The organism is Thermodiscus maritimus, from assembly GCF_055382595.1.
Genome location: NZ_AP042434.1, coordinates 1,363,592 through 1,388,310, shown reverse-complemented (window position 1 = coordinate 1,388,310; position 24,719 = coordinate 1,363,592). Strand labels below are relative to the sequence as shown.

The 24,719-nt window shown below is 53.5% G+C and carries 24 protein-coding genes; 10 read left to right on the top strand and 14 right to left on the bottom strand.

What is annotated here, in order from left to right; genetic code table 11:
- Window positions 1–2 precede the first annotated feature (2 nt).
- Together ACZ47H_RS07760 and ACZ47H_RS07755 are read left to right on the top strand one after the other, a co-directional pair.
- Entirely contained in the window at window positions 3–347 is a 345-nt protein-coding gene (locus ACZ47H_RS07760) for a hypothetical protein (RefSeq protein WP_464933112.1), read from the top strand.
- A 124-nt stretch (window positions 348–471) separates the two neighbouring features.
- On the top strand, window positions 472–1,500 hold the full coding sequence (locus ACZ47H_RS07755) for an asparagine synthase C-terminal domain-containing protein (RefSeq protein ID WP_464933111.1): 1,029 nt from the start codon (window positions 472–474) through the stop codon (window positions 1,498–1,500).
- A 101-nt stretch (window positions 1,501–1,601) separates the two neighbouring features.
- On the opposite strand, the gene ACZ47H_RS07750 is transcribed toward ACZ47H_RS07755, so the two are convergent.
- Genes ACZ47H_RS07750 through ACZ47H_RS07730 form a run of 5 tightly spaced genes read right to left on the bottom strand, consistent with a single transcriptional unit; the run spans window position 1,602 to window position 5,452 of the window.
- A complete protein-coding gene (locus ACZ47H_RS07750; protein ID WP_464933110.1) occupies window positions 1,602–2,306 on the bottom strand; it encodes an aspartate/glutamate racemase family protein in 705 nt (234 codons plus the stop codon).
- Between the two features lie 58 nt (window positions 2,307–2,364).
- A complete protein-coding gene (gene porB, locus ACZ47H_RS07745) occupies window positions 2,365–3,333 on the bottom strand; it encodes a pyruvate synthase subunit PorB (protein WP_464933109.1) in 969 nt (322 codons plus the stop codon).
- A complete protein-coding gene (locus ACZ47H_RS07740; protein WP_464933108.1) occupies window positions 3,326–4,552 on the bottom strand; it encodes a ferredoxin oxidoreductase in 1,227 nt (408 codons plus the stop codon). The genes porB and ACZ47H_RS07740 overlap by 8 nt, the downstream gene beginning before the upstream one ends.
- Before the next feature lie 2 nt (window positions 4,553–4,554).
- A complete protein-coding gene (locus ACZ47H_RS07735) occupies window positions 4,555–4,878 on the bottom strand; it encodes a 4Fe-4S binding protein (protein ID WP_464933107.1) in 324 nt (107 codons plus the stop codon).
- Between the two features lie 13 nt (window positions 4,879–4,891).
- Entirely contained in the window at window positions 4,892–5,452 is a 561-nt protein-coding gene (locus ACZ47H_RS07730) for a pyruvate ferredoxin oxidoreductase subunit gamma (RefSeq protein WP_464933106.1), read from the bottom strand.
- A 117-nt stretch (window positions 5,453–5,569) separates the two neighbouring features.
- On the opposite strand from ACZ47H_RS07730, the gene ACZ47H_RS07725 reads away from it, so the two are divergent.
- Complete coding sequence (locus ACZ47H_RS07725) at window positions 5,570–6,868, top strand: glycerate kinase type-2 family protein (protein WP_464933105.1); 1,299 nt, start codon at window positions 5,570–5,572, stop codon at window positions 6,866–6,868.
- Between the two features lie 16 nt (window positions 6,869–6,884).
- On the opposite strand, the gene ACZ47H_RS07720 is transcribed toward ACZ47H_RS07725, so the two are convergent.
- From ACZ47H_RS07720 to map, 4 genes are all read right to left on the bottom strand, one after another.
- Window positions 6,885–11,021 carry a S8 family serine peptidase gene (locus tag ACZ47H_RS07720; protein WP_464933104.1) on the bottom strand — a complete coding sequence of 1,379 codons (4,137 nt, stop codon included), beginning with the start codon at window positions 11,019–11,021 and terminating at the stop codon, window positions 6,885–6,887.
- 215 nt (window positions 11,022–11,236) lie between these two features.
- Window positions 11,237–11,521 carry a hypothetical protein gene (locus ACZ47H_RS07715; protein ID WP_464933103.1) on the bottom strand — a complete coding sequence of 95 codons (285 nt, stop codon included), beginning with the start codon at window positions 11,519–11,521 and terminating at the stop codon, window positions 11,237–11,239.
- Between the two features lie 12 nt (window positions 11,522–11,533).
- Window positions 11,534–12,646: a DUF1512 domain-containing protein gene (locus ACZ47H_RS07710; protein WP_464933102.1), complete on the bottom strand. Its 1,113-nt coding sequence runs from the start codon at window positions 12,644–12,646 to the stop codon at window positions 11,534–11,536.
- Window positions 12,647–12,724: 78 nt separating this feature from the next.
- Window positions 12,725–13,648: a type II methionyl aminopeptidase gene (gene map / locus ACZ47H_RS07705; protein WP_464933101.1), complete on the bottom strand. Its 924-nt coding sequence runs from the start codon at window positions 13,646–13,648 to the stop codon at window positions 12,725–12,727.
- Between the two features lie 122 nt (window positions 13,649–13,770).
- Here map and ACZ47H_RS07700 point away from each other — a divergent pair, with 122 nt between their 5' ends.
- From ACZ47H_RS07700 to tpiA, 4 genes are all read left to right on the top strand, one after another.
- Complete coding sequence (locus tag ACZ47H_RS07700; protein WP_464933100.1) at window positions 13,771–14,454, top strand: metal-dependent hydrolase; 684 nt, start codon at window positions 13,771–13,773, stop codon at window positions 14,452–14,454.
- A 95-nt stretch (window positions 14,455–14,549) separates the two neighbouring features.
- The gene (locus ACZ47H_RS07695) at window positions 14,550–16,382 is read left to right on the top strand and encodes a ribosome biogenesis/translation initiation ATPase RLI (RefSeq protein WP_464933099.1); all 1,833 of its coding nucleotides are present in this window, start codon (window positions 14,550–14,552) and stop codon (window positions 16,380–16,382) included.
- A 57-nt stretch (window positions 16,383–16,439) separates the two neighbouring features.
- The gene (gene fbp, locus ACZ47H_RS07690; protein WP_464933098.1) at window positions 16,440–17,603 is read left to right on the top strand and encodes a fructose-1,6-bisphosphate aldolase/phosphatase; all 1,164 of its coding nucleotides are present in this window, start codon (window positions 16,440–16,442) and stop codon (window positions 17,601–17,603) included.
- Between the two features lie 84 nt (window positions 17,604–17,687).
- On the top strand, window positions 17,688–18,365 hold the full coding sequence (gene tpiA / locus ACZ47H_RS07685; protein WP_464933097.1) for a triose-phosphate isomerase: 678 nt from the start codon (window positions 17,688–17,690) through the stop codon (window positions 18,363–18,365).
- An 80-nt stretch (window positions 18,366–18,445) separates the two neighbouring features.
- On the opposite strand, the gene ACZ47H_RS07680 is transcribed toward tpiA, so the two are convergent.
- Window positions 18,446–18,799: a winged helix-turn-helix domain-containing protein gene (locus tag ACZ47H_RS07680; protein WP_464933096.1), complete on the bottom strand. Its 354-nt coding sequence runs from the start codon at window positions 18,797–18,799 to the stop codon at window positions 18,446–18,448.
- Window positions 18,800–19,083: 284 nt separating this feature from the next.
- Between ACZ47H_RS07680 and ACZ47H_RS07675 the strand changes: the two genes are divergently transcribed.
- On the top strand, window positions 19,084–19,683 hold the full coding sequence (locus tag ACZ47H_RS07675) for a DNA-3-methyladenine glycosylase (RefSeq protein ID WP_464933095.1): 600 nt from the start codon (window positions 19,084–19,086) through the stop codon (window positions 19,681–19,683).
- Here ACZ47H_RS07675 and ACZ47H_RS07670 read toward each other — a convergent pair.
- The 3 genes from ACZ47H_RS07670 to ACZ47H_RS07660 form a co-directional block, all read right to left on the bottom strand.
- Window positions 19,670–19,927 carry a hypothetical protein gene (locus tag ACZ47H_RS07670; protein ID WP_464933094.1) on the bottom strand — a complete coding sequence of 86 codons (258 nt, stop codon included), beginning with the start codon at window positions 19,925–19,927 and terminating at the stop codon, window positions 19,670–19,672. The genes ACZ47H_RS07675 and ACZ47H_RS07670 overlap by 14 nt on opposite strands.
- 4 nt (window positions 19,928–19,931) lie before the next feature.
- Window positions 19,932–20,696, bottom strand: a complete 765-nt coding sequence (locus tag ACZ47H_RS07665; RefSeq protein ID WP_464933093.1) for a sulfite exporter TauE/SafE family protein — start codon at window positions 20,694–20,696, stop codon at window positions 19,932–19,934.
- A gap of 67 nt (window positions 20,697–20,763) precedes the next feature.
- Window positions 20,764–22,842 carry a phosphoadenosine phosphosulfate reductase domain-containing protein gene (locus ACZ47H_RS07660; RefSeq protein ID WP_464933092.1) on the bottom strand — a complete coding sequence of 693 codons (2,079 nt, stop codon included), beginning with the start codon at window positions 22,840–22,842 and terminating at the stop codon, window positions 20,764–20,766.
- A 95-nt stretch (window positions 22,843–22,937) separates the two neighbouring features.
- Here ACZ47H_RS07660 and ACZ47H_RS07655 point away from each other — a divergent pair, with 95 nt between their 5' ends.
- Window positions 22,938–23,369, top strand: coding sequence for a DUF2286 domain-containing protein (locus ACZ47H_RS07655; RefSeq protein WP_464933091.1), 432 nt, complete (start codon window positions 22,938–22,940; stop codon window positions 23,367–23,369).
- A 13-nt stretch (window positions 23,370–23,382) separates the two neighbouring features.
- Here ACZ47H_RS07655 and ACZ47H_RS07650 read toward each other — a convergent pair whose 3' ends face one another.
- A complete protein-coding gene (locus ACZ47H_RS07650) occupies window positions 23,383–23,997 on the bottom strand; it encodes a hypothetical protein (protein ID WP_464933090.1) in 615 nt (204 codons plus the stop codon).
- 122 nt (window positions 23,998–24,119) lie between these two features.
- Between ACZ47H_RS07650 and albA the strand changes: the two genes are divergently transcribed.
- Entirely contained in the window at window positions 24,120–24,422 is a 303-nt protein-coding gene (albA, locus tag ACZ47H_RS07645) for a DNA-binding protein Alba (protein WP_464933089.1), read from the top strand.
- The last annotated feature ends 297 nt before the right edge of the window (window positions 24,423–24,719 follow it).

Here is a 24,719-nt window from a genome sequence, read left to right as displayed (position 1 = left end):
CCTTGACGTGCTGGAGGGGAGAGAGGAGAGATTGCAAGGCGAGATGGATAGTTTGCGACAGCGGGCTAGAGGATGAGGCAGGCGACCTGCTAGACGCTTACAGCGAGATAGCTGTGAATAATGTGAATGTTAGAACAATAAATGAGGGGGAGCTGGTAAGGTACGCTTATATAAACGATAAGGGGGCTGGATTCATCTTAGAGATAGACTCGTCCATATTCGACCCCGACTGCCTGGGTCCCATAAAGTCTGATCTCATAGATAAGCTCACACAAGCACTATATGGGGACCCCAGATGGCAGCTCCTCTATCATATAATTGAGAGGCAGATGCTCCCAACACCATAATGGGGGTCAGGTGAGACAGGTCTCCACATCCCCTTGTTATTCAGTCCCGTGGAGACATCATCCCCATACAAGACATTCCGGTTATGCTGAGATAATTAGCGTGAGACCTCCCGGTGCCCGGGTCATGGATAGGGAAGGGTGTCTAGAGTATTCCCGGCAGCTGGCTGAGGCGGTAGCTGTTGAGGCGAAGAAGAGTAGATGCAACTGTATACTAGCCTCTGGCGGCATAGATACATCATTCGTCGCCCTCTCACTCCACCAAGCCTCACTGAAGCCGATTAGCATAACCGTCTCTTTCCCGGGCAGCCCGGACCTCTACTATTCGAGGCTGCTAGCCCGAAGTCTCGGCTTGAGGCACGTGGTGGTCTCGGCCCGGAAAGGTAATATTCGAGGATGCCTCGAAACGATCCTTTCAACCCTTAAGACCATAGACCCGATAGAGGTTGTATGCGATATACCCGTATGCCTCGGCCTAGTTGAAGCTAGGAGGCTTGGATGCAACTGCGTTATGACTGGTGATGGGGGAGACGAGCTCTTCCTAGGCTACAGCTTCCTCCTCAACCTGCCCCGAGAGAAGCTGGAGGAATGGCTCAACAGAATGCTCTCTAAGGAGGGCTTCCCGGCTGAAGAAATAGGTGAGGCTCTCAATGTTAGGGTTGTACCAGGCCTATTCACTCGACCCATAAAGGAACTAGCCCGGGAAATCCCGCTAGAATGTATGATAGGAGAGTACCGTGGGGCCAGGTGGGGGAAGCTTCTCTTGAGGCTATTCCTCATGGAGCACGGCTTGGAGGAGATAGCGTGGAGGGAGAAGACTCCTATAAACATAGGCTCGGGAAGCTATACTCTACTAGACGAGTGGGCTGGGAGGATTAGCGGTATTGAGGCTGTCGAACTGTCCAGGGAGTCCGGAGTACTTTTACCCTCCAGGCCCCACGCTTTCCTCTATAAGAAGCTAATGGAGTATAGAGTGGATCCCCCGCCTCCCTGCAATGATCCGGATAGAATCTGCCCGGTCTGCGGTAGATGCTTGAGGAATGGTCACTGCCGCTTCTGTGGAGCAAGCCTCTCATACGGGAACCGGTTAAGTGTGTACTCCGACAATCTCCTCATTGTAGTCCTCGAATCTACGGGTTCCCTAGGAGTAGATTGAATGGGTGGGTGTCAGCACTCAAGACCCTCGTCATCCCTCATGGAGGGTCGGGTACGCCGAGCACATCATCCTCTATTCCACTAGACTGTTGGGGGAGGGAGTTAATCTCCCTCCCCTAGCTCGAGCGCCTTGTCTATGGCGTAGCGTACGTGTTCTGTGAGACTGTCTACTATCGGCTTGTTGACTCTAACCCTCCCGATTAGGAGTGAGAGCTCCGTGCACCCATAGATTATCGCCTCAGCCCCCTTACCTGTAAGTTCCGATATTAGGGTTGCTAGTATGAGCTTGGAGGAGTCAGGTATTACTCCCTGAGTCAGCTTCTCGATCACCTCTTGGAGCTTCTCATTCCCAGGCCTGCTCGGCGTGATTACCTCGTACCCCTTATTCTCTAGGTAATCGTGGTAGAGGCGGGACTCGAGAGTCTGCTTGGTGGCGAGCAAGCCTACCCTTTCAACTCCCAGCCTCTCGAGCTTCCACGCGACCGCCTCCCTTATGTCAATGAAGCGAGCCCCGCCTGCATGTTTCAGCAGGTCTTCATCTATGAACATGTGGGGCGTGTTCGCAGCTAGGAGTACTAGGCTCGCCCCCGCTTTGCCGAGTCCTTCTAGGGCCTCTGCTAGCATGCTCCTTGCCCTAACATGGTCGCTTTTCTTCGCAGCCTCGCACATTTCCTGGACCGGAATACTATATATTATGATACGGGGGTCCACTCCCTTCCTCTCCCTATAGTATTCTACGAGGAACTTGTAGTAGAGTATGGTAGAGTAGGGGCTTAATCCTCCAACGAGGCCAATTACCCGTTGCAACCCTCAATGCACCAAGATCTACAGGACTGGGTTAGGGAAATTAATGGGGGTATTAGGGTTACTCTTCCACGGGGCCTATTACTTGTCTTCCCACGAGCTTGTTTATCCTTTCAACCTCCTGGTCGACCCACTTCTGGATCTCCTCGATCTCCTCCTCTGTAAGGTGGCGGAACCTGCCCTGCATCTTTAGGTAGTGGCGGACGTGCTTTCTCCTGGCAACCGGTACTGTTACGTCGAATTCCCCATGGTCCAGCTCCCAGTTCACCCACATTCCTGTCTCGGTTGCTAGCCTTGCCACCTTTATGCCGTGGCGGGGGTCGAATCTCCAGCCAGTGGGGCATGGCTGGAGGACGTGGACGAAGGCTGGCCCCTCCACCTCGAGGCCCCTCTTAAACTTGTTGAGCATGTCTAGGGCGTAGGCTGGGTTGGCTGTCGCTACATATGGTATCCTGTGAGCCGCCACTATGTCTGCTATTGGTTTCTTGGGCCTCCTCTCACCCCTCCAGACTTTACCGGCTGGGGTGGTCGTGGTCCACGCGTGGAGGGGTGTTGACCCGCTCCTCTGTATTCCAGTGTTCATGTATGCCTCGTTATCGTATAGGACATACATTACATTATGGCCTCTCTCCAGCATCCCCGAGAGGGCTTGAAGTCCTATATCATAGGTTCCACCGTCTCCACCCAGGACTACGATGTTTATCTTCTTGTCGGGGTCGATTACTCCCTTCCTCTTCAACACTTTTAAGGCGGCCTCAACCCCGCTCGCCGCTGCTCCAGCGTTCTCGAAGGCTAGGTGTAGCCATGGAATCTTCCAGCTGGTGTATGGATATGTGGTTGTAGAGACTTCGACGCAGCCAGTGGCATTCACCAGTATAGTGTTCCTTCCGGCAACCTTCAACAGGTGCCTTACTATAGTGCCTGCAGTGCACCCGGCACACAGGCCGTGGCCGGATGCGAAGAGCTCCTCACGGGGTATGTCTGTGAGGAGCCTGAACGCCCTCCTCTTCCTAGCCACCTGTTTACTCATATCTCACACCCCTTACTCCCCAGTACAGGCTCTCCTGGGGGACCCTGCCCCTGTCGAGTAGCTTAACGGCGTAATCGACTATCTCCTTTATAGTCTGCTCGGTTATCCTCCTCTGCCCTATCCCGGCGATCACGCTCAGCACCTGCGGCTTATCGGCTTCATGGTAGAATGCTGACATCACCTCTAAGGCTACGGGGCCAGCGATCCTCGCTCCATACGAGATCGCCTTATCAATCACTACTGCGAGCCTCGCATTTGCTAGCGCTCTCTTGACATCCTCCGTGGGGAATGGTCTCCATAGGCGTATCCTTAGCCCTCCCACCTTGACGCCATTCTCTCTCATGATATCTATCGCCTCCCTTATTGTACCGAAGAGTCCACCATACGCCACTAGCACTATGTCGGCGTCCTCAGTCCTGCATTCTTCGACGAGACCATAACCTCTGCCAAAGTATTCTTCGAAGAGGCGGTCAGCTTCCCTCGCCTTCTCGAGAGCCTTCTTCATCGCGACTACCTGCTGGTACTTGAACTCATAGTACCATTCTGGCCCCGTGAGGGTTCCCATCGAGATGGGCCTGTCGGGGTCAAGGCGTATCCTATTGTAGTTCTTGGGGGCGTATTCTAGTATAGCCTCATTACTCTCTGGGACGAGCACCGGCTCATAGGTGTGGCTCATTATGTATCCATCGTAACCAACCATAACGGGCAACATTACCTCGGGGTCCTCTGCTATCTTGTATGCCTGGACAACTGTATCGTAGGCTTCCTGAGCGGTGGAGGCTATAATAGTTATCCAGCTGGTGTCCCTTGTATTCATCAGGTCGCTGTAGTCGTTCCAGATGCTTATCGGGGCTGAGAGCGCCCTCGTCGCGACACTCATGACTACAGGGAGTCTTAGGCCACTGGCTATATGGAGTATCTCGTGCATGAGCTCTAATCCCTGGCTTGCCGTGGCGGTGAAGGCTCTCGCCCCCGCGGCGGAGGCCGCTATAGTCGCGCTGAGAGCGGAGTGCTCGCTCTCAACATGAATCATCTCGGCGTCCAGCTCACCGTTGGCGATGAACTCTGATATTTTCTCAACCACTGTGGTCTGGGGCGTTATTGGGTAGGCTGCTACTACATCAACGTCTAGATCCTTTACAGCGTATGCTACCGCATAGTTTGAGGAAAGGGGGAGCCTCTTCCACTCAACTCTCGCTTTCTGCTCCACTACTGCCACTCCTACTTCACCTCCTCAACGAAGTCTATCGCGTTGACAGGGCACTCCTCAACGCAGATCCCGCATCCCTTACAGTGATAGTAGTCGATCTTGAGGCTGAACTTGTACTTCCTGCCAGTGCTTGTTTCGTAGGGCTCCTCTACTATATCGAAAGCACTGTCTGGGCAGTAGACCCAGCAGAGTAGACACCTTATACACTTATCCTGGTTTATAACCGGCCTGAAAACCCTCCAGTCCCCAGTGTATCTTTCCTCACTGTTGCCCGGCTCGATAATGATTCCCCCTGCAGGGAGCTCGTTCCAGGCCGGGAGCTCTTTTGAAGCCATCATACACCACCCTTCAACCACTAGCCTCAACTAGAGCCTCATAGGCGGCCTGGGCCGCCTCAACGTTCTTTTCCCCAACCCGACCAGGGAAGGTTTCCTGGATAGCTCTGGCAACACTCTCCAGGGAAACTATCGGTAGGGCCTTAACAAAAGCACCCACCATCGCCGTGTTGACTATAGGGACGCCCAGCACTTCCAGGGCGATCTTCGTGGCGTCGACAGTGTAGATTTTGTATCTTCCATCTATGCCTAGAGCCTCCCGGAGCTCCTCTGGCGACTTCTTGGTATTCACTATTAGGAGTCCCCCCTCCTTCAACCCCTCCAGGTACAGCTCCTTGGGGAGGCTGGAATCGAGGACTACGACTGCGTCTGGGTTAAGGATGGGGGACCTAGAGTAAATAGGCTTATCAGATACTTTACTATACGCTCTTACCGGGGCTCCCCTTCTCTCTGCTCCGAATTCTGGAAAGGCCTGCGCGTACTTCCCCTCATATATAGCTGCCTTGGCGAGGATCATTGCAGCAGTTACGGCACCCTGCCCTCCTCTACCATGCCATCTTATCTCGTATCTCACTTCTATTCACTCCCAGACCGGGCTCATATTCAATTATACTTCTATACACCGGCCATCTATAATAATCTTCCACCATGTATATAGATAGACACGTGAGTAACTTCTCGGTGATCGTCGTTGGGCGAAGGGCTACTGGAGTACATGAGGGGGCTTGTGGAAAGAGTGGTTGTAGCTAGCGACTTATACTCGCGGACGAAGAACGCCCTCGAATCTAAAAGGGTGAATGCAGCTATAGTGGTAGCCTTCGGAAAAGCCAGCATCCCTATGGCCCGGGCAGCCGTAGACGTGCTAGGCGAACGGGTTGAGGGGGGCGTTGTAGTTATACCCAAGTGGAGGAGGCCGGAGAAGATCGATGGACTCGAGATAATAAAGGCGAGCCATCCCACACCCGACGAGGGAAGCATTAAGGCTGGCGAGGCCGTTGTTGAGTGGAGTAGGGCGGCAGCTGGTAAGGGGTTGCTCGTCCTCGTCTCTGGAGGGGGGAGCTCGCTAGTAGAGAAGCCCCAAGAAGGGCTCTCCCTCGAAGACTTAGCTACTACTAATAGTCTCCTCCTATCCTCAGGGGCTAATATTCACGAGATCAACACTGTCAGGAAGCACCTTAGCCTGGTTAAGGGTGGATGGCTGGCAAAGTATGCAGAGCCCGGCCCCGTATATGGATATTATGCAAGTGATGTTCCAGGTGATAAGTTTGAGTCCATCGCTTCTGGACCCACCGCGCCGGATCCCACAACCTACAAGGATGCTCTAGAAGTCCTAGAGCGGTATGGGCTCCTCGGGAAGGTGCCAGAGAGCGTTGTTCGCATCCTGAAGGAGGGAGCCCGAGGGGAGAGGCCCGAGACCCCCAAACCGGGTGACCCCGTGTTTAAGAATGTCGCCAACGTACTCGTCGCCTCCAATATAAACGTCCTGCGGGACCTGGAGAATAGACTAGCCAGCGACGGATACAACACTCTTATATTGACGAGCAGGCTGGACGGGGATAGTAGTGAAGTTGGAAAAGCCCTCGCATCCATTACACTAGAGGCTATGGAGAGAGGGATTCCCGTTGAACCGCCCGCAGCAATATTATTAGGCGGGGAGACTTCTGTGAGGGTTCGCAACCCTGAGGGAGTTGGGGGGCGTAACCAGGAGCTTGCCTTATCCTGGCTCCTCTATATGGATAGGTGGGCTGAGAAGAATTATTCTGCTGCCCTTCTTGCAATGGACACTGATGGGATAGATGGGAAGAGCCCCGCCGCCGGGGCTATTGTGGCTGTGGGCATGACTGCTCGAGCTAGAAGAATGGGATTGGACCCATACAAGTTCCTATTAGAGAATAATTCCTACCATCTTCTAAAAGCACTTGATGCAGTGATTGAAACGGGGCCTCTCGATTCCAACCTTAACAGCATAATAATAATAATAATAAAATAGTTTAAAAAAGATTTTTCTAGTGGCTTCTCCTAGACAGGAATAGGACTCCAGCCACTGCCACTACAAGGCCGAGAGCCATTGCTATTGTTGCGGCAGCAGGCGATCCCGCGTCGACTGCAAGCTTACCTCCTACCAGGTTCGGTATCGCAGTGAATATCAGCGGTGTTCCAGAAAGGTCTGACACTGATGGGCTTGTCGTGTTGCTTATAGTGATCGTAACTGTGCCTGCAGTCTTATTCGTGGTGTAGTCGCTTACAGGCAGCCACTGTGAGCCGTTCCACCAGTAGAGCTCGGCTGTTCCCGCTCTCACCAGCTTCTTATTCAAGTGGATCGTTATTGTTAACTGCTTCAATGCGCCGCTGACTGAGGCGTTGGCGTACAGGTCCATGTATAGGTTGTAGTTGTACAGGCCTGAAGGCGGTACGACACCTAGCTGGTTAGTGAAGGAGTTTCCACCTGTGAATGCTACCAGCTGAACTAGTACGGGGGCTGTGACGTTAGCGGTTATCGTTGCACCATTCGCCACGCCAGATACGTTGACGGTGGTGTTACTGGTGAAGTATGCTCCTCCTCCACTCGCATAGGGATGGTATCTTACTGGTATGTTCACAGCGGTCTCATTTCCTACCAGGTCCACTCCGATGACCTGGAAGATGTAGTCGCTCCCAGCTTGTAGTCCGAGCACTGATGGGTCTACTTGGAAGACTCCAGAGTAGTCGCCCGTCTCGTATAGGAGGGTGCCGTTCTCGTCGTAGACCTTCAACAGGTAGAATGCTATCCCGGTGTCTTCTGAGAACGCGTTGGAGGCGTTGACGGTTATCATACCATTACTATATGATACGGGGATCTTGTCCGCTGATACAGTGGGAGGGGCCGTGTCAAATGCGAAGGCGAGGACCCTCTTCGCGAACTCGGATTGGAGGCTCTGCGGTAGCTCTTCGAAGTCGAAGGCGAAGTATACAGACTTTGCCAGCTCCGATCCGTTTCCATAGTATAGTACTATTGAAGATGTGCTCGTGTTAAATGCCCATACGGCGGCGGAGGTCCCGTTGTTCACCGGAGATACCATGTCTGGCCAGTAGTCGCCCATGTAGATGGTTGTTACGTTGCCTATTGGCGTCCCTGTAGTGGTGTTTTCATACATTAGATAGTTGTCTGGGCCAAACAGTGTGGATGTTAGCTCGTTCTTTAGTAGGGTTACATTATAAGAGCCTGGCAAAAGGTCGTCGACGAAGACGGCGTGCGCCACCTTCTGCATTAAGTCGTCGTTATAGTGGAACCATCCTATATCGCCTCCTGAGAGGACTATGAGACCTGGGAAGTACATGGAGTATAGTATTAGAGCCGTGTAGTCTGCTGCATCGGATACTGGATAGTAGTAGCCTCCGGAGAGATAGATAACTGCTGCGAAGTCACCACTTAGAACTGGCCCATAGACTGTTCCAAGCACTGCTGGGTTCCATACCAGCACGTTGAATCCTAGCTCCTCTGAGGCGTTCTTGAACGCCTCTATAGAGGATGTAACGTTCGGTGAGGCGTACATGTCTGGGAATATCAGCACGCTTCCAGGGGTGACTCTCTCTTTTAGGCTTATGTTGACTACTAGTCCATCGTCAGTGTCGACAGGATAGCCCATGTATAGATAGTACTCTGACAAGTTACCCTCCGCTACAATCCTTACCGTCGTGTTGCCAATAACCTTAATGGCGAAGTTGCCGCTAGCATTGGTTAGCTGCCATGCATAGAGCGTGTCAAGATAGGGGGTCCATATTGAGACGTTAACTCCCTCGAGCGGTTGGCCTGTGTCAACATCTATTACTGTGCCGTTGATCCATGTTAAAGCGTTGAGCTTGAACCCGAATATGACCTTGATTATACCGGAGGTGTTGGTGGAGAACTCAATGTATCCTCCATAGACGCCTGCCGGCATTGATAGGTTGGTGAGGTCTATGGTTATGGGTACTACTGCAGAGTTGTTGCTAGCTATTACGAATGACTCGTTCAGGGTTGGCGAGGTGATCGCCTGAGTCCAGTCCTGGTACTGTAGGTTGGATAAGTTAGCATTGGTCCAGTATAGGTCCATGTCTATTACAGTCACGTTCACAGGGGTAGATCCAACATTATAAATGGTGATGTTCGTAGCGGTCTCATTGTCTATCTCTTTGGTCGGTGTGCCTAGGAATGCATTAGCAGGGAATGGCAACACTGTCGTTGAGACTGCCTGGATAGGATCGATCATTCCAGCACCCTGCCTGTACACGTCTACTCTCGGGAAGTACACGCTTGGCAGGAGCCAGTCTGCTGTGGAGATTATCGCCGACTTAATCATTAGTGGACTCCATGATGGGTTGGCACTCTTGACAAGCGCCGCCAGTCCGGAGACGTGTGGAGTAGCCATGCTAGTACCCGCCCACGCCTCGTATGGGAAGTCGGGGGCCCACAGGCCGAGGGCTAATGGTACCGACGACGATACAGCCATTCCGGGCGCTGAGACATCGGGCTTTACAATGTAGTCTACAGGGCTTGGACCGGCGCTTGAGAAGTATGCTGTGGTCCACGCCTTAGTCGCGGCGCCAACTGTTAGTGCTAGATGGCTTATACCGGGGCTCTCGACCGTGTAGAAGTCTGGGCCGGAGTTGCCAGCTGCTATTACCACTAGGGTCCCATGCTCAACTAGCCAGTCAGCCATCTGCGCTAACAGGTCATAGTAATACGCTGTTCCGCCCAGGCTCATTGATACAACGTCGGCGCTTATGTTGTAGGCCCACTCCATACCGTTTAATATAGCGCTGGTTGGGCAGCCGCCCAAGCTACAGACTTTACCGGAGGCTAGTGTGGCTCCGGGTGCTACTCCGTGGAAGCTTGAGGGAGTCCTGATCCACCATGTCGCGTTTACCACGTAGGGTGGGAGTGGACCGTAGATCGAGTTGACGTCGTCATAAAGTAGAATGTCGGATGCATTACTCGCATTATAGACTTTAACGTAGTCTATGAACCATCCGTCTATATCCCAGTGTGATAGGTAGAGGGTCCCGTTGGCGCCATAGAACGCTAGGTACTCGTAGATGAAGGAGACGTACATTGATGAAGCATTAGCTGGAACAGTTATATTGAACTTGTCCTCGACCGGTGTGGTCTGGTTCTTGCCGCTGAAGTTGGCTACTAGGCTCCAGTTTCCGTTATCGAACTTTACAAGTATGTAGGCGTTGGCTGCGAATATCACGTTATCACTGCTGAGGCTGGTGTCCAATAGTATATAGAGGTGCCTGAGGTCTAGTGTTACATTACTTCCGTTATAGCCGGTCACGTTCACCTCATATGTTAGGTTGGCTAGCCTCTGATAGTTGAACTGGCCCGTGTTGCCTACAAGGACCGAGTGCCACATTCCAGTGGTTGTGTTGAATATTGAGGGGCCGTTGCCCAGGATGGTGCCGGTAACATGGGTTCCGTGTCCAACGTTGTCGTAGGGGGTGCTCTGGTTGTTCACGAAATCCCTCCAGTATACTGGATTCGGTATCGCTGGATGGCTCGGATCTACACCAGTATCTAGCACCGCTACCAGTACGCCACTACCGTTAATTCCCAGGTTGTTCAAGTAGTCTGTGCCTAGCATGACAGTGGTGTCCCACATTGCGGGCTGGGCTATCTTGTCGAGGTACACCTTCTTTACCTCGGGGAGGCTTGAGAATTCCTTCGCAACCTTCCCTACTAGGGACGAGTCCGCTGGGAGTGCTACTAGTACAGCATTAATCTCAGGCCACTTCTTGACTATGACTGCATGATACTTCTCAGCTACTCTCTCAAGGAGCCTTTCAGCCGCGGTGCTGTTCACCTGAACTATGAGGCCTACCGCGTTAAAGCCTATGTCCTTCCCGAGGGTTGTAGAGTAGACGCTCCTATAGAGATCGCCGTACCTGCTGGCTAGTTCGGAGACGTAGTGTGAGTCTAGTATAGCCGTGTCAAGTTTGTCTGGGTTGAAGTCTATGCCCTTAGGTGGTGCTACCATCAGATTTGCATGGCTTGGGGCTATAGTGTTTATTGTCTTTATTCCTATTAGGGGTTCCTGTTTTTGGGCAAGTGTTGCCGGGAGTGCAGTGCTTGCGAGCATTACTGCTATTAGGATCATGCTTAACGCCTTTGAATTCACGCGCATCACCCGATTAGTAAGGGGTTCTTCTGTATATCCGTAATTGGGTCACTAGGTATTTAACTCTCTCTACTGATTAGATTGCTAGATAATTAAATTAATAGGTCTAGGAATAGGTCTAGGAATGCCGGAATAGAAGGATCCTTGCTAGTATGGGCCTCGATTAACCCGGTGCTCGTCACAGTCCGGGTCTAAGAGGGGACTCGGATCCAGCTAGGTCTTCATCGGCCGCTCCCACTCTGGTTCTCGGGGTAGACTGCATATATTTTAGTGATTAAACCGGTTTCATCGTTGCATTCTACCTTTTTACCCACGTAGTCTCCCTCGTGGAACTCTCTGGTTTCCTCCTTATCTCCACACTTGATAATCGTATATACTTTTTTCTTCACGGGTAGCTGCATTTTCTTAAGCTCCCTGGCCTGCTGGATTGCCAAGGCTATGGCTAGCCCTATGAATAATAGTAGGAGGAGGGACTGCATCCAGTCGGGCATTAGGTTCGTCGCCATCCCTTTGGCACCTCATGCTACTCCGAGAGTGTTTCCGACGCCTATCACTACTACCGTGTCCCCTTCTCTCGTCTCGTTCTCGATTATCTCCTTGACCCTGGCAACAGCCTTCTCTACTCCATCAGCGATCTCCTTCTTCATTGCTTGTATCGCTTCATCCATGCCCATCTTAACGATGACTGCTCTGAGGGGTATCCCGTAGTGGGACGCTATTCTCTCGAAGCTTATCTTCTCTGGGCCAGGGTCACCTATCGCCGCTCCAACCCCGTCGGCTACACTGCCAGTTTCCTCTCCCTCTAGCTTTAATGCGGCATCCACTGTTAGGATGAGGCTGGGCTTCTCACCCCTCTCTATTAGCTCCTTGACGAGTTTCGCTGTCGCTACTCCAGGTTTGCCCACGCTTGACCCGGGGCCCTTCGCCTTCACAATATAGACTTTCCTGTTCGCGACTTCGCTCACAGTGTAGACTGTCTCCTCGTCTATCTCCTTCCACTCTGCCTCGAGCCCCGCGAGCCTCACCGCTACCATGGGGCCCGCGGCGTCTCCTATAGGTACGCCCTTGAGGAAGTCGTCTAGTGCCTTTCGATACATGTCTGCTATCTTGACTATCTGGGGCATTATTAGCTGGAGCTGCATTATTAGGATCCAGTTCTTTGTCTTCTCGCCTGTTATGAGGAGGTGCCTTACATACTTGTATATGAAGGTGAGAGCCGCCGCTATCTCGCCCGCTGTCTCAGCCCTGCTCCTCGTGTACTCGTCGGATTCTGGCATAGCCTGCTTGAAGTATTCTTTGAACCTTAGCCTCCTCACGTCTAGAAGGTGCTCTAGCCTCCTTATTATGTCGGTGGGTTCTATGTCTACGGGAGATATCACGAAGAAATCGGTGATCCTGTCGAGCAGCTTCTTAGCGTCTCTCGCCTTATTCTTATTCATGAAGTCGAGGGTCTTCCTCCTCGCCTCGCTCGCCATCGAGTTGATGAGTGTTAGTTTGGCCCGTATATCCCTGCTCCACACGTAGACCTGGAACCTCTGGTTGACGCCTAGGAAGAGGAATATGAATATTATTAGGAATAGCAATTGGCTTATTGCACTTATCCAGTCGGCTAGATTTGAAGCAGCCGCCAACCCATTGCATCCCTGGGGTCATGGTGGAGGCTACTGGGGGTTATATCCTTAAGAACATAATCCTCCACCCGGGAGGGGCTACTGGCAGTCCCTGCACGTCGTGACTATCACTCTATCTTCTAGTATGAGGAATGTGTGCTCGAACTGTGAAACGAGACCCTTAGACGCCTCGACTAGTATGGGGTATGGGTATATGATACCTTTGGCAGTCAACGTCCTTATGGCTTGGGTGATGGTCTCCTTGTCGAATCTCTCCAGGAGCCACCTGGGGGTGAAGGGTAGGGTCTTGTAGTTCTCTACGATGTATTCTAATACCTCTTCCTCCTCGGGGGAGAGCTTGTATCTTCCCCTCTTACCGGTATAAGAGTATATGTTTACTACTCCACCATCCCGTACAAGCCCCCTCCCATTAGTTGCGAAGGGCTCGACTGCGACAAGTGTGCCGGGCCTTAGTCTTTTATGGAATGTGGTCCTGTCCGGATAGTTTGGTATCTGTGTCCCGGCGTGTATGATCCACCGGCCTATAGTGTGGCCTGTAAGGTTCCTGACCGGCCTATAGCCGTGCTTCTTTATGGCCGCCTCTACGGCCTTCCCTATATCGTATACGCGTATGTTTGGCTTCATTATCCTTACAACCTGCTCGAGCGCGCTCCTGGCCGCGTCTAGGAGTGGACCGTTAACCCCGGAGAGGTCTACTGTTGCAGCGGTGTCCGCTATGTATCCATCCACGTGCACCCCGACATCAATCTTGACAACCTCGACTCCCGTCAGCCTAACGTCATCATCCAGCCCCGGAGTATAGTGTGCTGCCACCTCGTTCACGCTGAAGTTGCATGGGAAGGCGGGCTTCGCGCCCAGCTCCAAAGTGTACTCCTCGACCCTTGAGCATACCTCTCTTGCAGAGGCACCAGGCTTTACGAGGCTGGTTGCAAGCTCTCTCACCCTAGCCCCTATCTCGCCGGCCTTTATGATCTTCTCGACAGCCTCCTCGTCCAGAGCCACTATACTATACACCCGCCCGGAATAGTGGGGTTACCAGGATTATACTTGTTGATCCGTGTTAACTTTAATTCCACCCAACACTACATATATGGAGAGTGGAGTGCTTAGAGGTGATGACTGGATTGGCTTACCTAAAATACTATGGGCACTCAGCGTTCGAGCTCTACGTTGATGGGAAGAAGATACTCATAGACCCATTCCTAAGCAACCCGCTCTCTCCGGTCAAGGCGAGTGAAATCACAGGAGTAGACCTAGTCGTTCTCACCCACGGGCACATGGACCATATAGGTGACGCTGTCGAGATCCTCAAGAACAATAAGAATGCAAAGGTGGTAGCGATCTTCGAGCTCGCCAACTACGTTGGCGAGCAGATAGGTGATACCTCACGGGCGATAGGCGGGAATATGGGTGGTCCCATGAAGGTGGACGGCCTCGAGATAGCCCTCGTCCCAGCAGTCCACAGCAGCCCGATAGGCGCGCCGACAGGGGTCGTGATAAGATCTAGTGAGGGGACAGTCTACCATGCAGGTGATACCGGCATAACGATGGATATGGCGCTAGTCGGCGAAATATACAAGCCCGACATAGCCCTCCTCCCGATAGGAGGCCACTTCACAATGGACCCAGTGGAGGCCGCGAAGGCTGTTGAGCTGATCAAGCCGAAGGTAGCGATACCAATGCACTACAAGACATTCCCTGTCCTATACGGGACCCCCGAGGAGTTCAAGAAGAGGGTCGAAGAGAAGGGCCTCGACACCAAGGTGGTCATCCTCAACCCTGGCGAAAAGTACGAGTTCAAATTCTAACACTAAATAAACTATTTTTATCCATCTCTAGACTCGATCCTAGACTCGATTATAATCCTCAGATACAATCCCGCCTTTAACGGGAGGAGTAGGCAATGACGGGAAAAGTGAGGCTAGCAGTAATAGACTATGACACGTGCAAGCCGAGGAAGTGCAGCTACGAGTGCATAAACGTTTGCCCAGTAAACAAGAGTGGGAGAGGTGTGGCTATCAAGGCTGATAAAGCGAATAAGGGGAAGCCCGTTATCATAGAAGACGTCTGTATAGGTTGCGGACTCTGCGTTAAAGCATGCCCCTTCCACGCTATATTCATAGTCAACCTGCCGAGCGAGCTTGAGGAGGAAGCGGTTCATAGGTATGGTGTGAACGGGTTCAAGCTCTACCGTCTCCCGATACCCAAGGATGGGAAGATCGTTGGTATAATTGGGAAGAACGGGACCGGGAAGACCACCGCTATACGCATACTTGCTGGGGAACTCAAGCCGAACCTGGGAGACCCGAACAGGGACCCCGACTGGGACGAGGTGATAAGGAGGTTCCGTGGAAGCGAGCTCCAAACCTACCTGCAGAAGCTTGCCAATGGAGAGCTCCGGGTGGCTCACAAGATCCAGTACGTCGACCTTGTCCCCAGGTACCTTAAGGGAAGTGTTGGAAGCCTCCTGGAGAGGGCGGATGAGAAGGGAGTGGTGAGGGAGCTTGCCAGGGAGGTGGGCCTTGACAGGATATGGGATAGGGATGTTAGGAAGATCAGCGGAGGAGAGCTCCAGAAGATGCTTATTATAGCCACGCTCTCCAAGGATGCAGACGTCTATATTTTTGATGAGCCCAGTAGCTACCTGGATGTGAAGGAGAGGATGAGGATAGCGGGCCTCATAAACCAGGAGGTAAAGCCCGGGAAATTCTTCCTCATAATAGAGCACGACCTCGCAGTACTGGACTATGTGAGCGAGATAACCCACATAATGTACGGCGAGCCAGGAGCATATGGGATAGTCTCTTCACCTTACGGGACGAGGATGGGGATAAACAACTTCCTCGAAGGATACCTCCCCGCCGAGAACATAAGGCTGAGGAAGGAGGCGATAAGGTTCAGGAAGCTCTCAGAGGCATCAGCCCAGGAGCCCGCCTCGCCCGGGAGACGGTGGAAGTATATAGAGTGGACCAGCTTGAAGGTGAGGAGGGGAGACTTCATCCTCGAGGCCGAGCCGGGCGAGATATGGAGCGGAGAGGTCCTAGGAATCGTTGGCCCAAACGGTATAGGTAAGACCACCTTCATCATGACGCTCGCAGGGAAGGTAGAGCCCATCGAGGGAGCCGTTGTTCTTGGAGGAGACTTCCGGGTCAGCTATAAGCCCCAGTACATAAGCCCCGAATTATTCCCCAAGGATGCCACAGTGGGAGACCTCCTAAGGGAGGCGAACCCAGAGGCTGTAGTCCCAGGCTCATGGCTCTACTTGGAGCTAGTGCAGTCTCTCAGGTTGAACAAGCTGTGGGACCGCGAGGCTAGAAAGCTTAGTGGGGGAGAGATGCAGAAGCTCGCCGTTGCGATAAGCCTAGCCAGAGAGGCTGACATCTACCTCCTGGACGAGCCAAGCGCATACCTTGACGTTGAGGAGAGGCTGGCAGTAGCAAGAGCTATAAGGAGGGTCACCGAGACAAGGGGGGCCGCTGCCTTCGTCGTGGAGCACGACATATTGATAATAGACTTCATAAGCGACAAGCTCATACCAATCCTGGGAGAGCCAGGTTATAGGGGCCACGTCCACGCCCCCACAAGCCTCTACCGGGGGATGAACATATTCCTCAAAGACCTCGGCGTAACATTCCGGAGAGACACGACTAGTGGGAGGCCACGGGCCAACAAGCCCGGGAGCTTCCTCGACAGAATGCAGAAGGCTAAAGGAGAATACTATTACGGTGGAGCATAGTATCATTACGGTAACCTTTAAACTCTCCCTAACACTTTATATTAATGGTGAACCAGAGTGCCCGGAGAGAAAGTTACGCTTAGCGTTATCAAGGCCGATATAGGCAGCCTCGCAGGACACCACAAGGTGCACCCCGATACCATGCTGGCGGCCTCAAGGGTTCTCGCAGAGGCGAAGAAGAAGGGCATAATAAAGAGCTTCTACGTAACCCATGTCGGGGACGATCTCCAGCTCATAATGACCCACTATAAGGGAGTAGATAATCCCGAGATACACGAGCTAGCCTGGAACGCCTTCAAGGAGGCGACAAAGGTTGCCAAGGAACTAGGCCTCTACGCAGCAGGCCAGGACCTGTTAAGCGACGCATTCAGCGGCAACGTCAGGGGTCTAGGCCCAGGAGTCGCTGAGATGGAGTTCGTCGAGAGGCCCTCGGAGCCAGTAATAGTTTTCATGGCAGACAAGACTGAGCCCGGCGCCTTCAACCTACCCCTATACAAGATCTTCGCCGACCCCTTCAACACTGCAGGGCTAGTGATCGACCCGAGGATGCACGACGGCTTCATATTCGAGATACTAGACGTGTTCGAGGGCAAGGTGGTGCAACTCAAAGCCCCCGAGGAACTCTACGATATACTAGCCCTCATAGGGACCCCCAGCAGGTATGTTATCAAGAGGGTCTACAGGAAGAATGACAACGAGATAGCAGCTGTAGTGAGCAGTGAGAGGCTCAACCTCATAGCCGGAAAGTATGTTGGAAAAGACGACCCAGTAGCCGTAGTGAGAGCCCAGAGCGGGTTCCCCGCGGTCGGCGAGGTTCTCGAGGCCTTCAGCTTCCCCCACCTCGTAGCGGGGTGGATGAGGGGCAGCCACCACGGCCCACTAATGCCGGTCGGGCTAAAGGATGCCAAGATGACCAGGTTCGACGGACCTCCCAGGGTAGTAGGCCTAGGATTCCAAATCCACAACGGCGAGCTAGTCGGACCAGCAGACCTATTCGACGACCCCGCATTCGACGAGACAAGAAGGCTCGCGCAGATCATAACCGACTACATGAGGAGGCACGGGCCCTTCATGCCCCACAGGCTGGGCCCGGAGGAGATGGAGTACACCACTCTACCACAGGTGTTGAAGAGGCTCCACGACAGATTCAAGCCCTACGAGATGGGCTACAAGCCCGTCATAAAGCACAGCGAGGAGCTCAGCGGGGAAGTACACGACTAGACAATCCTAGACCTCCACGAGGAACACACCCACCAGTATTTTATCCACACAACCACTCCCCATCTATTCTACTGGTGGATTGGTTTGGGAGAGAGGATCCTCATAGTGAACTACAAGGCATACGAGCAAGCGTTCACAGAAAACGCCACCAGAATAGCTGAGGCAGCCAAGAAGCTGGAGCCGGATCTCTCAAACACGAGGATCATTCTCGCGGTCCCCGCACCCCTCACATACAAGATCATAGAAATCTACGACGACATATACCTCCAACACGTCGACCCGGTACCCATGGGGGCCCACACAGGCTTCCTCCCCGCTAAAGCGATAAACCACCTACCAGTCAAGGGGACCCTGGTAAACCACAGCGAGCATAAACTACCGTACAGGAGCATAGCAACGGTGGTAGAAGACGTGAAGGCTGCAGGGAAAGAAGTAGTGGCATGCGCCGACACTCCTGGAGAGGCGGCTGGCCTAGCCTACCTCAAACCCACAATGATCGCTGTAGAGCCACCGGAGCTGATAGGCACCGGCATACCCGTGAGCAAGGCGAAGCCGGAAGTAATAACAGCGGGCGTCCACGCAGTCCACAGGATCGACCCCTCGATACCCGTGCTGGCGGGGGCTGGGATAACTAGTGGAGAGGACGCGTCCCGAGCCATAGAGCTGGGGGCGGGAGGCGTTCTGGTGGCGAGCGCCATAGTTAAGGCGGGGGATCCCGTCGAGAAGCTTAGGGAGATAGCTATAGCTCTAGACAATAGCTAGGAGCGGTTAAAGAAGAGTATCCGGGATACCTGATATGCTGGATAGGGTGGCGTTCGCAATACATTGGAGCGCGTTGGCGTCTACTGTAGATTTGTGAGTGGCTCCAGGTATTCGATGCACTCCTTAGCAAGCTTTGTTATGCCATCCTTAGAGACCCTGGCCAGCTTCCTAGCCCTACCCCTACCCTTTACCACCTTGACCCTGTCAGTCTCTACTACTCCCAGGGATTCTAGCTCGCTCACGATGCGTAGGGCCATCGCGTAGCTTACTCCGAGCTCGTCCTTTATGTCGCTGACTGTTAGTCCTTTCTCATTCTCCATCAGCAATAGTACTATCTTAGAGCTTACCTCTGGGTTCGCAGCCTTAAAGCAGTGGAGCAGGTGCCTTAGGGACCGCTCCAATTCTGCCTTATCTAATCCGACTTGTTTTGCCATTATTCCTAACACCTCCTAATCCTCTAACCCATTCACCAATCTGCTTCCATGTTCCATATTAAGAATTCAAAGATTTTATTTGTTGTTGAGTCCATACATGTACATACTGCAATAAATTATCTTCAATAACCTATATACACATAAGTATCCGATACCCATCGATCGAGTCATGGGTGGGATGAAGAGCCAACACCTAGCTGAAGATGCCCATGATGAGTTCTCTGCGGCTAGACCACCATAATAACCAGCACCCCACAACCACCTGCTCCAGGGGTAATAGAGGGATGAATGCCGCTCCAACTCCCCGCCTTAAGGAGAGAGAGTGTATTGGAGAAGATTACCCCCCGATATTCTATGCTAGGAGACCCGATGGAGTAGCCCTAGACCTCATCGGCAGCATAGTTGAATCGCCCCGTGGCAGATGCATAGTTGTTGAGGCCGAGGCGTACTTCGGCGACTGCGACCCCGGGAGTAGAGCGAGCAAGTATAAGGGAGGCCGTATACGCAGGAGGCTCTTCGGTCCACCCGGCAGGTACCTAGTGTATGGAATGCACGGGTGGCTCCTAACAAACATCGTCGCCCATGAGGAGGGCCGGGGAGGAGCTGTTCTGTTAAGGTCATGTGTTGCAGAGGATGGTATACTGGTTGAGGGGCCTGGTAGGGTATCCCGTTATCTCGGAGTGGTATTGGATCATGACGGGGTAATCGTAGGCGCCAATGAGAGTCCCCGCATCAAGTGCGGCTACCAGCCGGGCGGCATCACAGGACTTCATAGGGTGAATGTCCGGGTGGATTTCGACAAGCCGCTGAGGTATGCATGGGTAGATCTCTTTAAGCCTAAAAGGTATGTGCCGGAGAAGATTATCGGGTTTACCCCCTGTTGACTAGCCCGTACTTTACCAATATGAGTAGTGACACCTCGACGTACAGTAGTATCAGTGCCAGTTTGACCCTTCTAGGCCTACCCTCCCCAAAGACTGCTAGGGCTAACAGCGTGTATGGTAGGGCTACCACGAGTAAGGCGATGGAGTCGCAGATATAGGCTGTACCGTATATTGAGGAGAGGAGGGCTATGATTGGGATGTACCTTGTTATCGCCTGTGAGAGCCTCCTCGTATACCTACCCATAACTCTACCCCCTTACCACTACCAGCACTGACATCGCTAGGAGGAATATTGAGAAGAGGAAGGCTATCGTCCTCCCAGATAGCCTCGCACCCGTCTTGCTACCTATCAGTCCACCCGTTATTGAGCCTGCTAGTAGGGATAGGGCTAGGCACGAGTTAAGGTAGCCCCCGATAAAGTATCCTAGGGCTCCAGCAGCGCCCGTTATGCCAACCATAAGCTTGCTTGTCGCTACAGCCTCCTTCACATCCATACCCAAGAGCTTCGTGAGTATAGGAACCTTCAACACTCCCCCTCCTATACCGGCCAGCACCGATATCAGGCCCGCGAAGTACATCGATGTATAGCCGAGGAGGGGCCGTGCTTTCCTTGCCTGCTCAGCCTTACTCCCGCTTGAACTGTCTCCTAGATAAGTGCGCATCATCTCTATACTTATCAGGGCGAGTATTACTGCGAGCGTCAGCTTCATAACCTGCTTGAAGCCGGCCGAAGCTATCATCACGCCAGTTATGGTCCCAGGGATCGTGAATCCTTCAGCATATACTGCTAGGTCGTAGCGGATTAGGTTCTTCTCATCATAAACGTATAGGCCGCCCATGCTCGTCCCTACAATAGCCAGTAGGCTGGCTGGGACCGCGACTAGTATATCGTAGCCGGCGAGCAGGAGGAAGGGGGTCATCAGCACCCCTCCACCTATACCCAGGATCGAGCCGAGGATTCCACCAAGTATCCCTACCGATAAGAATACTGTCGCGTCTACTATTGCAGTCACTCCCTAGACACCCTTCAGTGGCTCTCCAACCATCGCCTATCTAGTGCCTTGTTGGAGGAGTGGATTTTTAACCTTGGGCTTCATCGGGTAGGAGGCCCGATGGCATTGTCAGGGAGTCCTCGTCAACTATCCTTGCACCGTTCTCCTCAACCCTGTAGCCTTTCAGCTTAAGATACCTTTGGATCACGCTCTCTTTACTCCTCCTACCACTCCTCCTCCAAGCCGTGGGTTCATCGAGTGCTAGTGCGGAGTAGATCCTCTCAACCGTGACGTCTGCGAGGGGGCAGTTGTCTAGGCAGAGCTTACAGTGTATACACTTCCCAGCATCCACCTTTGGCCTATAGGCTCCTCCTTCAACAACAACCCTGATCGCCCCGGTTGGACAGCTAGACTCGCAAGCCCGGCATCCTGCGCAATTAGCCCAGCGGAAGGCTAGCTTTACTGCGTCGATGGCGAGCTCCCTTGCAAGAACCCCTCTAGCCCCCTCAACCCTCACCGAGTCACCTGTGAATACAACCCTGGTATTGGAGGGTCCCTCTAGGAGGAGCCTTCCATCCTCTCCACGTGGCTGGAATACGCCGAGAACAGTATACTGGTCTATGAGGCTCTCTAGCGGGAAGGAGCCTTCAAACCTGGCCTCAGCCCCCTCACCGTAGTGGAACTCTTTGAGGGAGGGGTAGAGCCACCTCTCATAGATCTTCCTCCACTCCTTAACCGCGACCCTAACCCTGTTGGCGAGCCTCTTCTTCTGCACTGCTGGCGTGAGCCACCTCCACAGCCCCTTCTTAACCCAGGCCTCAGCCTCCTCGCCCTCGAGGCCCAGCCTTTTAGCCCACCTCCACAGCACGTTCTCCCACTTCCTCCACAGGTCGGGGTGGGTCTCCTCAACGTGCTTGTATTCTGCCATGAATGCAGCGGGGCACATGAAGCAGCCTATCCGGTCGAATCCCTTCTCGTATAGAGGGTTGTAGGGGAGCCCCCGGTCCCATATGTAGAGCCATACAAGGAGCTGGGTCCACTCCTGTATGGGGGATATGTCGAGTATCTGGGGGAGCCACCTGTTCCTCCACACCCTCGGGCTCCTAGCCCTGTCGAGGCTCTCATAGGCCCGCTGGCCCACAATGTTGAGAGCCCCATCCGGGAACCTCTCCTGGAGCAGCCTCGAGAGGGGGGCTAGCTTTGTTACCTTGCAGCACCACCTGTAATCCTTCCCGGGCGGCCCGACCCTCTCAACAGCCCTCCAGAAGGCGTCTCCTGCATCAGCTACCAGGAGCTCGAGCCCCTTCTCCTCAACTATCCTCCTGACCGACTCCCTCGTCTCGGGTAGCTCTATGCCCGTGTCGTTGAAGAGCACGTATGGCTTTATCCCAGCCTCTAGGGTTAGGTTTAGGGCGGCTAGGCTATCCTTCCCCCCGCTATAGGATACTATTACTGGCTTCCCAACCTTCTCCGCCATGACGTGGATGAATTTGACTGCCCGCGAGCTGTGGTAGTAGAGGTAGTACTCGTTCGCCTTAACAGTATCACTCCACGTACTCCTCCTTTTCGAGGCATAGGGCTCCAGGCTCTTCCAGAATATCGTGTGGACCTTTATCCTCTCACCATCCGGGTGGACATAGCCTACTCCTAGAGGCTCCCCCTCCTTATTCTTGAAGGCCACCTGGGTCCCTGGCGGGAGTCCTAGGGTGTTCGGGTGGGTCCACCTCTTCTTGAGAGCCTTGGGGCCGCCCTCAACTGTGATCGTGTGGAGTGGCTCCTTATCCCATACTCTAGCCAGTCCCGGCTGGGAGAACCTGAACCTCCAGTGGCTTACGAGGGGGTCCCAGTAGAGCCTGCCTATAACCCTACCGTCGACTATAACCTCGTACATGAGGTCCATGAATGGAACCTTGTTCAACAGGACCACACTGTAGCCGCGGAGATCCTCGAAGCCGGCGGTTGAGCCCACCTCATACCTATAACCTTCAAGGAGCCTCTTCTCATCATGATCGAAGCCAGGCCTTACATCACCGGGCTCTGTAACGTTAAGCATATACCCCCGGCTCCCGTCGGGGCACTCTCTCCCCACAATCGGCAAGTTCAGCGTTGGGCACCAGTACGTCTCCCCCCTAACAGGCCAGGCTTTCGGCCCCCTACCCCTCTGCACCCTCGGAGCACCGCTCATGGTGGAGGCCGTCAAGGGTTATTACCTCGATCAAACATACCCGCCTCTACCATGGATGCATCGAAAGGGTGCCTGCAGTGAAGGTAACAGTCATAAGAGCGGAGTACGGGAAGATCGTAGAGTCCGACGTGGTGGAAGGCGACCTCTACCAGATCGCTAAGGAGGAGGCAAGGAGAGCCCTCGACGAATGGAAGCCAGAGTCAAGCGACTTCGTAGTAGCGAGGGACTACAGGGAGATCGAGATCAAGCTCCCCATGCCACCGGAGCTATACGATATGCTTAGAGATATTGGAGCGGGGATCTCGAAGGTGGGAGACAAGGCTTTGACGAGCATACCAATAATACTGATAAGCTATGACAGCGAGATGATCAGCGAGGAGGAATACCAGGAGAACAAGATCATACTGATAGCCCCCTACCTTGGAGAGCAGGTTAAGCTCGACCTTGAAAACGAGGCGGCAAGCATTACAGCGCCGAGCGAGAAGCCACAAGGGATAGAGGAGGAGTAGGAGATCCCAGCTCCTAGGCTAGCGTGACCTCCTCATCCCACACGACTCCCCTCTCCAAGATCCTAGCTATGCTCTCTGGGACCCTCGGCTTGCCATCGGCTCCGCAGGGGTAGGAGAATGGCAGCCTGATCTCGGCCTCGAATAAGCCTCCTCCCATACGTATTACAGCGTTTTCACAGAGTGGGAGATCCTCGACCCGGGCACCGTGGATTACCTGGGCTACGGCCCAAGCCGCTGTGTGGATGCTCATCTGCCTCTCTCCCAGCCTCCTCCTACTAGACCAGTCGAACATTGACGTAAGGAGGACTCCCCTCATCCGCGGGGGGTAATCACCCATGATGCCTCCGATGACGAACGCCTCGGCAACCTCCGCCTCTAACGGGTCGAGGTCGCGGTCAGCCCAGAGGTCTAACACTATGGTCCCGGGCCTGTCATATACCTGCCAGCTGTGCTCCCAGCTCCAAGGGACCCCCATCCTGGATAGTAGTGATTGTAGGCGAGGGTCCCTCACACCAGTCACCATGAACTCCAGCCCCGCCCTCTCCGCCTCCCTCCAGGCTTCAACGTATTCTGCCACCAGCCACCTGGTTGGATACTCCTCCATATGCTCGACCAACACCACCTGCATAGGGAGACACCTATGACAAGGCAATGCATCGGCGGGGGATACATTTTTATATGAGGCACTCATCCACCTTCATAACAGCCCAAAAAGCATAGGCTAGGGCAAGCGCAGAGAGGTGAACAGATATGGCATGTGAGGGAGCACCCGAGGTCAGGATCGGTAGGAAGCCCGTAATGAACTACGTGCTCGCAATACTCACGACCCTCATGGAGCAGGGCGTGGACAGGGTAGTCGTCAAGGCCAGGGGCCGCAACATCAACAAGGCCGTTGACGCAGTCGAGATAGTGAGGAACAGGTTCGCCAAGAACGTGAAGATCGAGAGCGTCGAGATCGGCAGCCACGAGATCACCGTAACCGACCCCAACACCGGCCAGCAGAGGACCAGGAGGGTCAGCAGCATAGACATCTGCCTCGCCAAGGAGGCATAACCCAACCCATAACTTCCCAAAAAAGAGCAACGGGAGAAGGGCTTTTTCCAATAACGTGGAAACCCCTTATAGATAATCCTCAAATGAACAGAACCACAATCACAGATCAAAAGCCTATACTCGACTAGACTCCTCAAACCATACACTGCCTTCCATTAAGGGATAGGGATTCTCACCGTGGACCATAAAGGCCGGGAGAGGCCCGGTCACAGCAGCCCCCATACGCTGGGAGCCTCCCGGGCCCACCCAATCCACTAGACAAGTAATCCCTCTCAGAGGATATTAATCAAGCACCTC